General features: G+C 65.0%; 13 protein-coding genes. 5 read left to right on the forward strand and 8 right to left on the reverse strand.

The window, feature by feature from the left end; all coding sequences use genetic code 11:
* Positions 1 to 54 precede the first annotated feature (54 nt).
* Positions 55 to 936, reverse strand: coding sequence for an AraC family transcriptional regulator (locus tag ACQPXH_RS22455; protein ID WP_433598501.1), 882 nt, complete (start codon positions 934 to 936; stop codon positions 55 to 57).
* Between the two features lie 53 nt (positions 937 to 989).
* On the opposite strand from ACQPXH_RS22455, the gene ACQPXH_RS22460 reads away from it, so the two are divergent.
* A complete protein-coding gene (locus tag ACQPXH_RS22460; protein ID WP_433598502.1) occupies positions 990 to 1,469 on the forward strand; it encodes a VOC family protein in 480 nt (159 codons plus the stop codon).
* A gap of 83 nt (positions 1,470 to 1,552) precedes the next feature.
* Here ACQPXH_RS22460 and uvrB read toward each other — a convergent pair whose 3' ends face one another.
* Positions 1,553 to 3,736: an excinuclease ABC subunit UvrB gene (gene uvrB, locus ACQPXH_RS22465; RefSeq protein ID WP_433598503.1), complete on the reverse strand. Its 2,184-nt coding sequence runs from the start codon at positions 3,734 to 3,736 to the stop codon at positions 1,553 to 1,555.
* A gap of 274 nt (positions 3,737 to 4,010) precedes the next feature.
* On the opposite strand from uvrB, the gene ACQPXH_RS22470 reads away from it, so the two are divergent.
* Both ACQPXH_RS22470 and ACQPXH_RS22475 read left to right on the forward strand, forming a co-directional pair.
* Positions 4,011 to 4,655 (forward strand): DUF402 domain-containing protein, encoded by a 645-nt coding sequence (locus tag ACQPXH_RS22470; RefSeq protein WP_433598504.1) that lies wholly within the window; start codon positions 4,011 to 4,013, stop codon positions 4,653 to 4,655.
* 75 nt (positions 4,656 to 4,730) lie between these two features.
* Entirely contained in the window at positions 4,731 to 5,255 is a 525-nt protein-coding gene (locus ACQPXH_RS22475; RefSeq protein WP_433598505.1) for a DUF402 domain-containing protein, read from the forward strand.
* A 9-nt stretch (positions 5,256 to 5,264) separates the two neighbouring features.
* Here ACQPXH_RS22475 and coaE read toward each other — a convergent pair whose 3' ends face one another.
* A complete protein-coding gene (gene coaE, locus ACQPXH_RS22480; RefSeq protein WP_433598506.1) occupies positions 5,265 to 6,476 on the reverse strand; it encodes a dephospho-CoA kinase in 1,212 nt (403 codons plus the stop codon).
* Between the two features lie 293 nt (positions 6,477 to 6,769).
* On the opposite strand from coaE, the gene ACQPXH_RS22485 reads away from it, so the two are divergent.
* Positions 6,770 to 6,982: a hypothetical protein gene (locus ACQPXH_RS22485; protein WP_040688985.1), complete on the forward strand. Its 213-nt coding sequence runs from the start codon at positions 6,770 to 6,772 to the stop codon at positions 6,980 to 6,982.
* Positions 6,983 to 7,368: 386 nt separating this feature from the next.
* On the opposite strand, the gene ACQPXH_RS22490 is transcribed toward ACQPXH_RS22485, so the two are convergent.
* Together ACQPXH_RS22490 and rpsA are read right to left on the reverse strand one after the other, a co-directional pair.
* Positions 7,369 to 8,913: a phospholipase C gene (locus tag ACQPXH_RS22490; protein ID WP_433598507.1), complete on the reverse strand. Its 1,545-nt coding sequence runs from the start codon at positions 8,911 to 8,913 to the stop codon at positions 7,369 to 7,371.
* A 192-nt stretch (positions 8,914 to 9,105) separates the two neighbouring features.
* Positions 9,106 to 10,575 (reverse strand): 30S ribosomal protein S1, encoded by a 1,470-nt coding sequence (rpsA, locus tag ACQPXH_RS22495; RefSeq protein WP_433598508.1) that lies wholly within the window; start codon positions 10,573 to 10,575, stop codon positions 9,106 to 9,108.
* Positions 10,576 to 10,866: 291 nt separating this feature from the next.
* On the opposite strand from rpsA, the gene ACQPXH_RS22500 reads away from it, so the two are divergent.
* Entirely contained in the window at positions 10,867 to 11,721 is an 855-nt protein-coding gene (locus ACQPXH_RS22500) for a class I SAM-dependent methyltransferase (RefSeq protein WP_433598509.1), read from the forward strand.
* Between the two features lie 103 nt (positions 11,722 to 11,824).
* Here the strand turns inward: ACQPXH_RS22500 and ACQPXH_RS22505 are convergent, their stop codons facing one another.
* The 3 genes from ACQPXH_RS22505 to ACQPXH_RS22515 form a co-directional block, all read right to left on the reverse strand.
* Positions 11,825 to 11,995, reverse strand: a complete 171-nt coding sequence (locus ACQPXH_RS22505) for a toxin-antitoxin system HicB family antitoxin (RefSeq protein WP_387295551.1) — start codon at positions 11,993 to 11,995, stop codon at positions 11,825 to 11,827.
* A gap of 8 nt (positions 11,996 to 12,003) precedes the next feature.
* On the reverse strand, positions 12,004 to 12,888 hold the full coding sequence (locus tag ACQPXH_RS22510) for an SPFH domain-containing protein (protein WP_433598510.1): 885 nt from the start codon (positions 12,886 to 12,888) through the stop codon (positions 12,004 to 12,006).
* Positions 12,889 to 12,963: 75 nt separating this feature from the next.
* A complete protein-coding gene (locus ACQPXH_RS22515) occupies positions 12,964 to 14,328 on the reverse strand; it encodes an FAD-binding oxidoreductase (RefSeq protein WP_433598511.1) in 1,365 nt (454 codons plus the stop codon).
* Positions 14,329 to 14,391: the final 63 nt, after the last annotated feature.

Raw genomic sequence — 14,391 nt, forward strand, 5'->3', positions numbered from 1 at the left:
GCGGGCCGATTCCGATTCGTGCTCGAATGGGTCGAACGCGAGCGGTCCTGCAAACTACATTCTGGTGGGGACGACCTTCGAAGTCACCTCGTTACGGGAGCGTAGCGAATTCTTGGCATATTCCAGTGGAGCCATTCCGACTTCCGCGGTGAACTCACGCGAGAAATGCGCTTGATCGAAATAACCCAGCTCGGTTGCCAGCGCGGCGAGATCTTCGATGCGTCCGCGCGCGAGTAGATCGGCGCCGTCCTGGAGCCGGTATCGGCGCAGCACCCATTTCGGTCCGGCGCCGACATAGCGCCGGAACATCCGCTGTAATGTGCGGATCGGGATATCGAACCGATCGGTGACCTGATCGACCCTGGTCAGTTCTCGGTCCTGTTCCATGGCGTCGACGATGCGCAGCACCAGTCGGTAGTTGGGATCCGTCGCGGCCTTCCGACCGATGAGGAAATCCTCGATTATGCTGCGGCGCTTGATATCCGAGGATTCGGCTGATACACGCTCGGCCAGCCCGGCGGCCTCGGGCAGCACGTCCGTGAGCGGCACGGCGGTGTCCCGGAACGCACCGACATCCAATCCGGTGAACGCACCGAATCCACCGGCGCGAAAACGTGCGCCGAAAGTCTCCCCCGCGCCGCTGAGTTCCCGGACGAACTTTGTGGTGCAGACGCCGTTGACGAATCCGCCGGTGCGGGTTTCGGTGCGTTCGAAGGTGACGTTCACGCACGGGAACGGCAGCACCTCGGCATAGTACGGCGGCCGACCGGTCAGATCCCAGCGCACCGACCAATACCACTCGACGAACCGCCCGACCGCGGGCCCGGCCGACAACCGCGCCAGCGAGCGATGTCTGGCCTGCTCATCGGGATGCAGAATGCCCTTCACATTGTCGAGCGCGGGCACCGGAACCGGCCCGTCGGCTGCGCCGGTCACGGCTGTCGCTTTCTTACAAGACCACTTCGCCGCGCTCGACGAAGCTTATCGGCATGAGCGAAACAGGCAACACCGTGAACCCCATCGCCGACGGCTACCACTCCATCACCTGCTTCCTGGCCGTCCCGGACGGCAATAAGGCAATCGAGTTCTACACCAACGTCTTCGAGGCCGAGGTGATCAGCCGCAACGATCTCCCCGACGGCCAGCCCGCACACGCCGAACTGAAGATCGGCGACTCGACTCTGCAACTGGGCATGCCCATTCCGGACAACAATGTGCTGGCTCCCAACGGCGAATGGGTGCACACCTCGATCGTGCACTACTGCCCCGATGTCGACGCGGTGATCAAGCGGGCCATCGAGAACGGCGCCCGCAGTGCGGAGGAGCCGCAGACCTTCGTCACCGGCGACCGCTTCGGCGTCGTCCTCGACCCTTTCGGCCACCGTTGGGCGGTGCTGACCAAGGTAGAGAATGTCTCGCGCGAAGAAGCCGAGCGCCGCGTCAACGAATGGATGGCCACCCAGAGCTGAACCACCCAGAGCTGAACCACCCAGAACTGAACCACCCAGAGCTGAACCACGCCGAGCCCGACGGCGTCGAAAGACGCCGCCGCTCAACTCAACCCCGCGGCATCCATCCCGCGCAGTTCCTTCTTCAGATCCGCGATTTCGTCCCGCAACCGACCGGCCAATTCGAATTGCAGCTCGCGGGCCGCATTCATCATCTGCGCGGTGAGTTCCTTGACCAGATCGGCCAATTCGGCCCGTGGCATCGACTTGACGTCGCGGCCCTCGTACACCCCCGCGCTGACCGCCCGCCCCGGCTCGCCCTGGGCGCGACGGCCGCGGCTGACATTGCGGCCGGAGCCACCGACGGCCACCTCGCTATCGTCGGCCTCCTGGTACACCTGATCCAGGATGTCGGCGATCTTCTTGCGCAGCGGCTGCGGGTCGAGGCCCATCGATTCGTTGTAGGCGACCTGCTTGGCCCGGCGGCGTTCGGTCTCCTCGATCGCGTGCTGCATCGAGTCGGTGATCTTGTCCGCGTACATGTGCACTTCACCGGAGACATTGCGCGCCGCGCGTCCGATGGTCTGGATGAGGCTGGTGCTGCTGCGCAGGAAGCCCTCCTTATCCGCGTCCAGGATCGCGACCAACGACACCTCGGGCAGGTCGAGGCCTTCGCGGAGCAGGTTGATGCCGACCAGCACGTCGTACTCGCCCAGTCGCAGCTGTCGCAGGAGCTCGACCCGACGCAACGTATCGATCTCCGAATGTAGATACCGCACCCGAACACCGAGCCCGAGCAGATAGTCGGTGAGGTCTTCGGCCATCTTCTTGGTCAGCGTGGTGACGAGCACCCGTTCGTCACGCTCGGTCCGCAGCCGGATCTCGTGCACCAGATCATCGATCTGGCCCTTGGTCGGCTTGACGACGACCTGCGGATCGACCAGACCCGTCGGCCGGATCACCTGCTCGACCACCTCACCGCCCGCCTGACCGAGTTCGTACGGCCCCGGCGTTGCCGACAGATAAACCGCCTGCCCGATCCGCTCGGCGAACTCCTCCCAGGTGAGCGGTCGGTTGTCGATCGCCGACGGCAACCGGAACCCGTACTCGACGAGATTGCGCTTGCGCGACATATCGCCCTCGTACATGCCACCGATCTGCGGAACGGTGACATGCGACTCGTCGATGACGAGCAGGAAATCCTCCGGGAAGTAGTCCAGCAACGTGGCAGGTGCGGACCCCGCCGGGCGTCCGTCGATATGGCGCGAGTAGTTCTCGATGCCCGAACAGAATCCGACCTGCCGGATCATCTCCAGGTCGTACTGGGTGCGCATCCGCAACCGCTGCGCCTCCAGCAGTTTGCCCTGGCGGTCGAGCTCGGCCAGCCGCTGTTCGAGTTCGGCTTCGATATCGCGAACCGCACGCTCCATCCGATCCGGACCCGCGACGTAGTGTGTGGCCGGGAAGATCCGGACGGTATCGACCTGGCGCACCACATCGCCGGTGAGCGGATGCAGGTAGTAGAGCGCCTCGATCTCGTCGCCGAAGAATTCGATGCGGACCGCGAGTTCCTCGTAGGACGGGATGATCTCGACGGTGTCACCGCGCACCCGGAACGAACCGCGGGTGAAGGACATGTCGTTGCGGGTGTATTGCACGTCGACCAGCAGCCGCAGGAATGCGTCGCGATCGATTTCGGTGCCGACATCCAGCTGCACCGACCGATCCAGATACGACTGCGGTGTACCGAGGCCGTAGATGCACGACACCGACGCGACCACCACGACATCGCGACGCGAGAGCAGACTCGAGGTGGCCGAATGCCGCAGCCGCTCGACATCGTCGTTGATCGAGCTGTCCTTTTCGATATAGGTATCGGTCTGCGCGATGTAGGCCTCGGGCTGGTAGTAGTCGTAGTACGAGACGAAGTACTCGACGGCGTTGTTGGGCAACATCTCTCGCAGCTCATTGGCCAGCTGCGCGGCGAGGGTTTTGTTCGGCGCCATCACCAGCGTCGGCCGCTGCAGCCGCTCGATCAGCCAGGCGGTGGTGGCCGATTTACCGGTGCCGGTCGCGCCGAGCAACACCACGTCACGCTCGCCCGCATTGATGCGACGCTCGAGTTCGGCGATGGCCGCGGGCTGATCACCGGCCGGCCGGTGTTCACTGACGACCTGGAACTGCCCGTCGGCCCGCTCGATCTCCCCGACCGGCCGGAACTCCGAATGCGCCAGCGGGGTGCCCCGGTCCTCGTAGCCTTCCGCCGGGATTTCGGTTGCGAATGCCATGGTCACCAGCCTAGGCGCAGGCACCGACAGATTCTGCGGCCCGGCGGATCCGCCGGCGCCGGACTCGTCACCGGATCACGATCGGCGTATTCTTTCGCGATCTGAAGCATCAGCGCGCCCCAGGGCCGATGCGCAATCTGTTACCTGTCCTATAGGACAGGTAAACAGACACTAATGTCCGTTGCCGCAACGAGATTCGGCATTTTGTCGGCATCGGCGAACCGGCCGCAGCAGGTGTAGCCTGATTTGGTTGTCGGACATGAGGATGAGGCCAATGAGCGCTCTGATTCCATTGCTTGCCGCCGCGCCCGCTGTGACCGGTATCGCCGGTTACGTTGCGCGTGACTTTCGGGGGCTCGCGCCCCTGATCCAGCCAACCACCACCGCCGTCGCACCGGGATCGCCGATGACTACCACCCAGCTAAGACCGAAGATCGAACATTTCAATATCGCCGAGCTGACCATGACCGACCCCAAGGGTTTCGTGCGCCCGATCGACCGCGTGCACGTCGAGCCGTGGGGCCTTTATGTGGCACGCACTGTCGGCGGTCCACGGATCCAATATATGGAGACCTGGCTGCTGCCCGAACTCTGGTTGCGCGTGACGATCGTGCACTACCAGCCCGGACATCACCGCGACCTGGACTATTGCCTGCATATCGGCGAGTACACCCGGATCGAGCCCAAGCGCTGGAAGTCGATGGACCAGTACCTCGAGATCGCGGTGCGTCACTCCCGTGCGGCCGAATTGCGCGGAGTGGACGATCTGCTGGCCGCCCATTCGGCCGGTCTGATCGACACGACGCATGCGCATCACGCGCTGGACCGGGCGACCAGGGCGATGGAGGGCCTGGCCGCGCACGGACACGAGGTCGAGCGCTGGCTTGCCACCAAAGAGATCACACTGACCTGGATGTAGCCGATCCGCCTGATGATCTGCCCAACCGCTGCCGTACCACTCGACGGCGCGGCAGCGGCGGTAGATTCTATTTGCATGACACAGGCACCATCAGTGGACGTGCACAGGCCCAAGGTCGAGTACTTCAATCTCGCGGACCTGACCAACACGGACCCGAAGGGCTTCGTCCGGCCGGTCGAGCGCTATTGGACCGAGCCGTGGGGCCTGTACATGGCGCGCACCTCGGATCATCCCCAGTTCCACTACATCGAATCGTGGCTGCTGCCCGGGCCTTCCATTCGGGTGACGATCTTCCACTATCACCCCGCGCATCAGCGCGATCAGGACTACTACCTCGACCTCGGCCAATTCGCCCAGGTCGGTCCGAAGAAGTGGAAGTCGGTGGACCACTACCTCGATATCGTGGTGCGCTCGGGACGCGAGCTCGAGCTGCTCGACGTGGACGAGTTACTCGCCGCGCACACCGCGGGATTCATCACCCTCCGCGAAGCCCAGGCCGCCATCGAACACGCGTCCATCGCGATCGATGGCATCGCCGCCAACGGCTACTCGCTCGACCGCTGGCTCGCCACCCTGGACATCACCCTGACCTGGCTGTAGTACCGCCGCTCAGCGTTCGACGCTGTCGCGCCAGGCCACGGCCCGCGGGTAGGCGGCATCGAGCCATGGTTCCTGCACATCCAGATACGCCAGTGTCGCCGCCTCGCCGGTCAGCCCGGCCGCCTTGTCCGCACCCTCGCGCTTGACCTCCAAGTACTCCTCGCGCACCGCCGCATCGGCGATCAGCCAGTCCCGGAACAGCAGCGCGAACTCCTGGCCCGGCGAGCCGGCCACCCGGATATGTACATTCGCCAACCGCCCCGGATCGGCACCCTGGTGAAAACGCTTGGCCCACAATGCGGTATCGCTGCCCGTGGGATCCGCCGTGGTCGGCTTCGGGTTGTCGCGGGTGACATCGGGTCGAACCGGAAAACCGGCCGCCCCCAACGCGTCTCGCAGCCCATCGGCGGCTGCCAGATCCGCGACGGTGATCTGCACATCGATCACATCCTCGGCGGGCAATCCCGGCACCGCGGTCGAGCCGATGTGGTCGATTCGCGATGCCGCCGGACCACACGCCACCCACAGCCGGGCGATGAGCCGCTGCGCCTGCGCCGCCCACTCCGGATTCGCGGGCACGACGCGCAACTCCTTGCGCCGCGCCGGTGTCGCGGTGCGCAGGTTCTCCTCGAACGGCACCAACCGTTGCGTCCACAATTGCCGGACCACCGGATCGATGGCCCCCGGTTCACCGCTATTGTCCAACAGCACATCCGCGACGGCGTGGCGTTGTTCATCGGTGGCCTGCGCCGAAATACGCGCCCGCGCATCCGTTTCGGAAACGTCACGGAATTCCACCAATCGCCGTATCCGAGTTTCCGCGGGCACGTCGACGATCAATACGAGATTCATCAGCGGTGCGAGACCGTTTTCCACCAGAAGTGGAATATCTTGAACGAGAATCGCATCCGACGGCGCAGCGGATATCAATTCCGTGGTTCGTTTACCGACCAATGGATGGACAATGGAATTCAACGTCGCGCGAGCGTCGTCGTTTCCGAATGCCTTGGCCGCCAGCGCCGGCCGGTCCAGGCTACCGTCGGCGGCGAGGATGTCGGGGCCGAACGCCGCCGCCAACGCCGTGAGGCCCTCGGTACCCGGCTCGACGACCTCCCTGGCGATCACATCGGAATCGATGATCACCGCGCCGAGCTCGGCGAGAATCCGCGCCACCGTCGACTTGCCCGCTCCCATGCCTCCGGTGAGGCCGATCCGCAACATTCGACCAGTCTCGCATCCGCGATGTCGCGCCGAACCAACCCCCTGCGCACATTCCACCCAATGGGCCGGAATACCCACTCGCGCCGCACATTCCACCGTCTGAAACACCATTTGCCCGATCCGTGACTAGGCCGAGACCATCTCGCAACATTTCCGGCCGATTCCCGCCCCCGGACCACAACTTTCCGACACGCCGAGGCAATTACTCGTGCAAAATACTGTGCCGAACACTTTCGTTCGACTAATCTTCGCCGTGGCGATCCAGGCCAGCACCGGCAAGCAAAGGAACATCATTGGGCACCAAAATCAACCAGGCGGGTCGCCACCGCTTGGGTAAGGCGGGGGGCATGCACTGCATCAAGCACCCTGCCGTCGCGGCCGCGCTCGCCGAGCACCGCCGCTCATGGTTCACCGCTCTGATCAGCCCCGCCCGGCACAGCTTCGCGGCCATGCGAAAACGCTCCGCTGCCGCGACCGCGTACTGGGCGCCTGCGACCGCCAGCTGATTTCAGCCGCCTATCCGGCCATGAACTTCCGGTGACCCAGCCCCATCGGGGGGTTGGGTCACTTCGTGCTGCCATCAGCACTCGGCGCAGCACACCCTCGACACACCGGAGTTCCGCACAGTGATCGATCGGGCGCTGGACACCACCCGTGGTGCCGCTGGTGTGGCAGGTGCGATCGGCACGTTGGAAAGCAATGCCCGCGGCCCAGACGACACACCGCCTTCAGTACTGTCGGCGGCGATGGCGAAACACCGGAGCCTTCGATTCGCTGATGTTCTCAGGGCCGCGCGACCCATCCCCACACACCGAGGGCGGCGCCGATCCCGATCGTCAGGTCGTCGGCCTAGCGGCCGATCCGTGCGGCGAACAGCAAGAATACTCGCGACCTAGCCCCGCACGATGCCACTCGGACGGCGTCGCGACCCGGGCTGCTGGGTCGGCATCTGGTTGGGCGGCACCGGATACGGAACACCCTTGGTCGCGGTGCCCAGTGCGATATTCGGGCCGCACTGGGCGATCGCGGCATCCGTCTTCGGCTTCGGATCACTCAGCACCGGCTTCGCCGCATCCGGGCTCGAGCCGAAATCGAAGGCCGAGGTCATATCGCCGGTGACACTGCGCCGCCACCGCGTCAGGTTCGGCACCTCGACGCCGAAGCGGGTTTCCAGCAGCCGCAGTTGGGACGTGTGATCGAAGGTCTCCGAGGCGACCAGCCCGCCGCGGCTATACGGCGAAAGCACCAGGCCGGGAACGCGATACCCCAAACCGATCGGACCCGCGACACCGTTGGATGCCTTCACCCGATCCAGCGGCACGGTGACGAATTCGCCTGCCGTGCCCGCCGGCGCGGTCGGCGGGGTGACGTGGTCGAAGAAGCCGCCGTTCTCGTCGTAGCTGATGATCAGCGCGGTCTTCTCCCACACCTTCGGATTGGAGGTGAGGATATCGAGCAATTGCACGATGCCGTATGCGCCGAACGCCGCGGGCAACGCGGGATGTTCGCAGTTGATCAACGACGGAATCACCCAGGAGACAGCGGGCAGCGTGTCGTTGGCGACATCGGCCTGAAAGTCGTTGGGATACACCGGCGCAAGACCGCGCCGAGCCAATTCGGAATTCGGATCCGAGGATTGGGTGAAACAGCCGAGCATGCCGTCCAGAATTACCGAGGACAGTGGGCCTACATCGCGATTGTTGTAGACCTTCCAGCTGACGCCCGCCTCGGAGAGGTTCTCCGGGAAGGTCCGCCAACTGTAGACGTGCTGCGGAATCAGCGTGGGGGTCTCCAACAGCGGCCCACCGGCCACGCCATCCGGGTCGATGGTCGCGCTGATCCAGTACAGCCGGTTCGGGTCCGTCGGGCCCAGGACCGAGCAGTGGTAGTTGTCGCAGATGGTGAACGCGTCCGCGAGTTCGTGGTGGATCGGAATGTCTTCACGCAGGTAGTAGCCCATGGCCGCAGGTGCGTTGGCCGGACCGACGCTGGCAATGGACATCGGCATCCACTGATCGTTGGCGCCGCTGTTCCAGGCCCGGTGCATACCGGCCCAGCCGTGGTCCGGATCGTTGATGCATTCACCGTCGAGGGTCGCGCCGCGGGTGGTATCGAGGCGGAACGGATTCACGAAGCCGTCCGGGGTCGGACCGACACCGGGCGTCCATCCGTACTGCTGCCACGCCTTTGAGGCCTCGCCGAAGCCGCGCACACCGGACATGGTGCCGAAATAGTGGTCGAAGGAACGGTTTTCCTGCATGAGCAGCACGAAATGCTCGATATCACCGAGACCACCGGTGCCGGCCGGATCGGCGGCATAGGCGCGTTCGATGATCGGGTCGGCCCAGGACGCCAATGCGCCCACCGCTCCCGCCGCGGCGGCCTTCGCCAGGAACCGCCTACGGTTGAGACCGCTGAACGGACTCGCTGCGCACATGCGTGGTGTTCCTTCTCATCCGGACTGACTGGTCGGGGTTGATCTTGCCAGCGGGCTGCCGACTCGCCCGCACCTATCGCAGAGTCGGGCACACATTCCGGATTGCTCCCCATGTCCGGGCACACTACCGCTTACCGCAACACAAAGGCCCCGGTCCGATCGGACCGGGGCCTTTGGCTACTGCTCTACGAATCAGGCGTTGCCGGAGAGCTTCTCACGCAGGGCCGCGAGCTGGGCGTCGCTGGCGAGCGAACCGCCGGCGGGTTCGGCCTGGCCGGAGGACGCCTGCGAACCACTCTCGGAGGAGTAGTTGCCCGCCGCGCCGCCGCCGTTCGCGGCCTCGGCCGCGGCGTCGGCCGCCATCTTCTCCATCTGCGCGGTGTGCATCTTGTGGCGACGCTCCGCCTCGGCGTAGCGGCCTTCCCACTCTTCGCGCTGCTTGTCGAAGCCCTCGAGCCACTCGTTGGTGTCGGGGTCGAAGCCCTCGGGGAAGATGTAGTTGCCCTGGTCGTCGTAGCTGTCGGCCATGCCGTACTTCGACGGGTCGAACTCGGCGTGGTAGTCCTCGTTCGCCTGCTTCAGCGACAGCGAGATCCGGCGACGCTCCAGGTCGATGTCGATGACCTTGACCATCGCGTCGTCGCCGACCGCGACAACCTGGTCCGGGACCTCCACGTGGCGCTCGGCCAGCTCGGAGATGTGCACCAGGCCCTCGATGCCCTCTTCGACGCGCACGAACGCACCGAACGGAACCAGCTTGGTGACCTTGCCCGGCACGATCTGGCCGATCGCGTGGGTGCGGGCGAACTGACGCCACGGGTCTTCCTGGGTCGCCTTGAGCGACAGCGAAACCCGCTCGCGGTCCAGGTCGACGTCGAGAACCTCGACAGTGACCTCGTTGCCGACCTCGACAACCTCGGACGGGTGGTCGATGTGCTTCCAGGACAACTCGGAGACGTGCACCAGACCGTCGACACCACCGAGATCGACGAACGCGCCGAAGTTGACGATCGAGGAGACCACACCCTTGCGGACCTGGCCCTTCTGCAGCTGGTGCAGGAACTCGCTGCGGACCTCGGACTGGGTCTGCTCGAGCCAGGCGCGGCGGGACAGGACCACATTGTTGCGGTTCTTGTCCAGCTCGATGATCTTGGCCTCGATCTCCTTGCCGACGTACGGCTGGAGGTCGCGGACCCGGCGCATCTCGACCAGGGAGGCCGGGAGGAAGCCGCGCAGGCCGATGTCCAGGATCAGACCGCCCTTGACGACCTCGATGACGGTGCCCTTGACGGCCTCGTCCTTCTCCTTGAGCTCCTCGATGGTGCCCCACGCCCGCTCGTACTGCGCCCGCTTCTTCGACAGGATCAGGCGGCCTTCTTTGTCCTCCTTGGTGAGAACAAGAGCCTCGACCTCATCGCCCACGGAAACGACCTCGTTGGGGTCGACATCGTGCTTGATGGAGAGTTCGCGAGAGGGGATGACGCCTTCGGTCTTGTAACCGATGTCGAGCAGGACCTCGTCGCGATCGACCTTGACGATGGTTCCTTCAACGATGTCGCCGTCGTTGAAGTACTTGATCGTGGCGTCGATGGCGGCGAGGAAGTCCTCGGCGGAGCCGATGTCGTTGACGGCTACCTGCGGCGAGGTGACAGTGGTGGGCATGTGTCGGTTTGCTCCGGACGGATTGTGGTCGGTTGCGGACATTGGAACTTTCGGTACGCTGCGATCTCACCGCGATGACGCGACGTGACGGACATATTGAACGTACCGCACGCAAACGCTTGTGAAACTCAGCACGGGTGTTGGCGTTACTTCTGTACAGTTGCCCCCGCAGATTGTTACTGCAATGACACCGGTACGGGCAGTACCCAAGACACTCGCGCGTTCAGCGTACGCGACCTTGGTCCGGCCGGGCAAACCGGTCCCGACGCCACGCCGGGATAGTCTGACGGCGTGTCGGAAGATCGCCATGCGCAGGCAAACGCACTGCTAGGGACCACCGCGACCGCGCGGACCAGAATCGGTTCGGCCGCCAGCCAGCAGGCCAGTCGGCGCTGGTGGGACGCCGATGCCGACCAGTATCACGAAACCCACGCCGATTTTCTCGGCGTCGACTCCCCCGAGGGCGAATTCATCTGGTGCCCGGAGGGCTTGCACGAGGGCGATATGCATTTCCTCGGCGAGGTCGCCGGCAAGCGGATCCTGGAGATCGGATGCGGATCGGCACCGTGTTCGCGCTGGCTGGCCGGGCAGGGTGCCCAGCCGGTCGGGCTCGACCTGTCCATGGGGATGCTCACGCGCGGACTCGCCGCGATGGCGCGCGGCGGACCGCGGGTGCCATTGGTGCAGGCGGGGGCCGAGGCATTGCCGTTCGCCGATGAATCCTTCGATCTGGCGTGTTCGTCCTTCGGCGCGATCCCGTTCGTCGCGGACTCCGAACTGGTGATGCGCGAGGTTGCGCGGGTGTTGCGGCCGGGCGGTCGCTGGGTGTTCTCGGTGAACCATCCGATGCGCTGGATATTTCCGGACGACCCAGGACCCGCCGGTCTGACGGCCTCGATCCCCTATTTCGACCGCACGCCCTATGTAGAGGTCGACAGTGAGGGCGTGCCGACCTACGTCGAACACCACCGAACCATCGGGGATCGGGTGCGCGAGATCGTCGCCGCCGGGCTGGTGCTCGATGACATCGTCGAACCGGACTGGCCGGAATGGCTCGAGCGCGAGTGGGGACAGTGGAGTCCGCTGCGGGGTGAGTTGTTCCCCGGCACCGCCATCTTCGTCACCCACAAACCGGCCGACGCCTGATTTCTCAGAACGCAGGCAGAGCCGCTGACAATCGTCGGACCGAATACCGACGATGCCGAATACCCATGGGCATTCGGCATCGTTGCGGCAGAGCTTGTTCCGGCTACTCCTCGGCCGGTTTCGCCTTCGGGCTTCGGCCCGCCTGTTTCAACGCGAGGCGCAGTGCGTACTCGATCTGGGCATTGATACTGCGCAGATCGTCGGCGGCCCATTGGGCAATGGCCTCGTGTATCGCCGGGTCCAGTCGAAGCAGGATCTTCTTGCGCTCGGCCATGAGGCGACTCAGGAGTAGAGCGAGCCGGTATTGACGACGGGTTGGGTGGCGCGGTCACCGCAGAGCACGACCAGCAGGTTCGAGACCATCGAGGCCTTGCGTTCCTCGTCGAGTTCGACGACGCCCTGTTCGGCGAGCCGGTCCAGCGCGAGGCCGACCATACCCACCGCACCCTCGACGATGCGGGTGCGCGCGGCGACCACCTGGGCCGCCTGCTGCCGAACGAGCATGGCCTGGGCGATCTCCGGCGCGTAGGCGAGGTGAGTGATCCTGGCCTCGATGACCTCGATGCCCGCCAGATCGGTGCGGTCGCGCAATTCGATGGTCAATTCCTCGGCCACCTCGGCACCGTCGCGCAGGCTGGTGGCGTTCTGGTCGTGCGCGTCGTAGGGGTGGGTCGTGGCCAGATGCCGCACCGCTGCCTCGGACTGGGTCTCCACGTACTCCTCGTAGTCGTCGACCGAGAAGGCGGCCTTGAAGCTGTCGACCACCCGGTAGACCACGACGGCGGCAATCTCCACCGGATTGCCGTCGGCATCGTTGACCTTGAGCTTCTGGGTCTCGAAGTTACGCACCTTCAGCGAGATGCCGCGCCGGTCGGTGAGCGGCACCACCGAGTAGAAGCCGGGTTCACTCAGCGAGCCGATGTAGCGGCCGAAGAACTGAACGACCTTGGCCTCGTTGGGATTCACCACTGTGAGCCCGGTGGCCAGCAGTAGGAGCACGACCACGACCACGGTCGCGATGATCGCGCCGACGAGGGCGAGCACATTGTCGTTGTGCGCGGCCACCGCGTATCCGGCAATCGCGCCGCCACCGATCAGGAGCGTGAGGACAAACCACGACACCAGCACGAGAAAGCCGTTGACGTGGAACGCCGACCGAAGCTTCATGACATCCTCCGAGTATCAAAGTGATATCACGAAGATAGCATCAGACCGCCCCTCGCGATAGGGCGGTCGCGGCGATCAGTTCGCAGGTGTGATGTTGCGGTTGAAGCGGAACATGTTGCGGGAGTCGTACTTCGCCTTCAGTCCGGCCAGCCGCGCGTAGGTGTCCGGCGCGTAGCCACCTCGGGTCTGCGTCTCGTCGGCAGCGGCACCCGCACCGTAGAGGAAGTTCAGGCTGTGGCCGACGGTCCACGGCGCGAGTGCCGCGCGGACCAACGCATGGTCCTCGGGCGCGGCATCACCCGCATCCGGCGCGGGCATGGTGATGACGCGAACGATGTACTCGGCATGCCGGTTGTCCACGGCAATCCCCGCAGGACCACGCCTGCCCAGCGCACCGCCGAGGTGCCGGATATCCACCACCGCCTGAATCGTCGATTCGGGTCCGGTGGCGGTGAGCAAGGCCGACAACGTTTCTCCGGTGAGCTCACCGAGCAGGGCGTTGGTGGCGGCATAGGCATGCGGGTGGTCGGGATCACTGTGGATGGTGTGCGATTCGGTGTACGGCATAGGCCGCAGATCGTCCTTCAGACGATCCCCGACCGCGCGCAACGGCGCGACCAGCAGCTCGCCGTCCGCTGCGGATCCGTTGTAGGCGATCCGTATCGACGCGACATAGCGCCCACGCAGCGGTTCCGGAATCTGCGGAATGGGCGGGAGGGTCATGACGGTCACCGTCGAGGTCACCTCGTCGGGCAGCGTCGCGGTCCAGTCCTTCCAGGTTGCCATGGCCTGCTCGACCAGTGGGGTATCGAAGACCAACTGACCGCCGTAGACGGTGGCGACCGGCACGAGTTCCAGTTCCAGCGCTGTCACCACGCCGAAGTTGCCACCGCTGCCGAGCACCGCGCCGAAGAGTTCGTCGCCGGGGGTCAACGTGCGGACTCGACCGTCGGCCGTCACGAGCTCGATGACGCGCACATGTTCGGCGGCGTAACCGAATTGCCTTGCCAGCAGGCCCAATCCACCGCCGAGGCTGTACCCGACGACCCCGACCGACGGCGAGGACCCGTTCAACGGCGCCAACGCGTACGGTGCGGCGGCCTCGACCAGCGCGCCCGCCCGCACGCCGGCGCCGACACGGGCGGTGCGCGCCTGCGGGTCGAGCCGGATATCGATCATCCGGCGGGTGCTGATCAGCACGCCGCCGTCGGCCGCGACCGAGAGGCCGTGCCCGGTGGCCTGCACCGCGACCGGAAGTCCGTGGCGCGCGGCGTATTCGACCGCACCGCGCACATCCTCGGCGTGCACCGCACCGACGACCAGTGCGGGGCGGTGATGGTAAGCGGCCTGGAAGCCGGCGATCTCGTCGTCATATCCGGCGTCGCCGGGGCGGAAGACCGGGCCGGTGAAGGTATTGACGATCTCTGCGGTGTTTCCCATGCCATAGACGATGCCGCGCGCCGATCCAGAAGTACAACAGATAGTTCTTCTTGTAACTATAAT

Origin of the sequence: Nocardia sp. CA-135953, assembly GCF_050955735.1 — a bacterium.
Taxonomy (GTDB): Bacteria; Actinomycetota; Actinomycetes; order Mycobacteriales; family Mycobacteriaceae; genus Nocardia.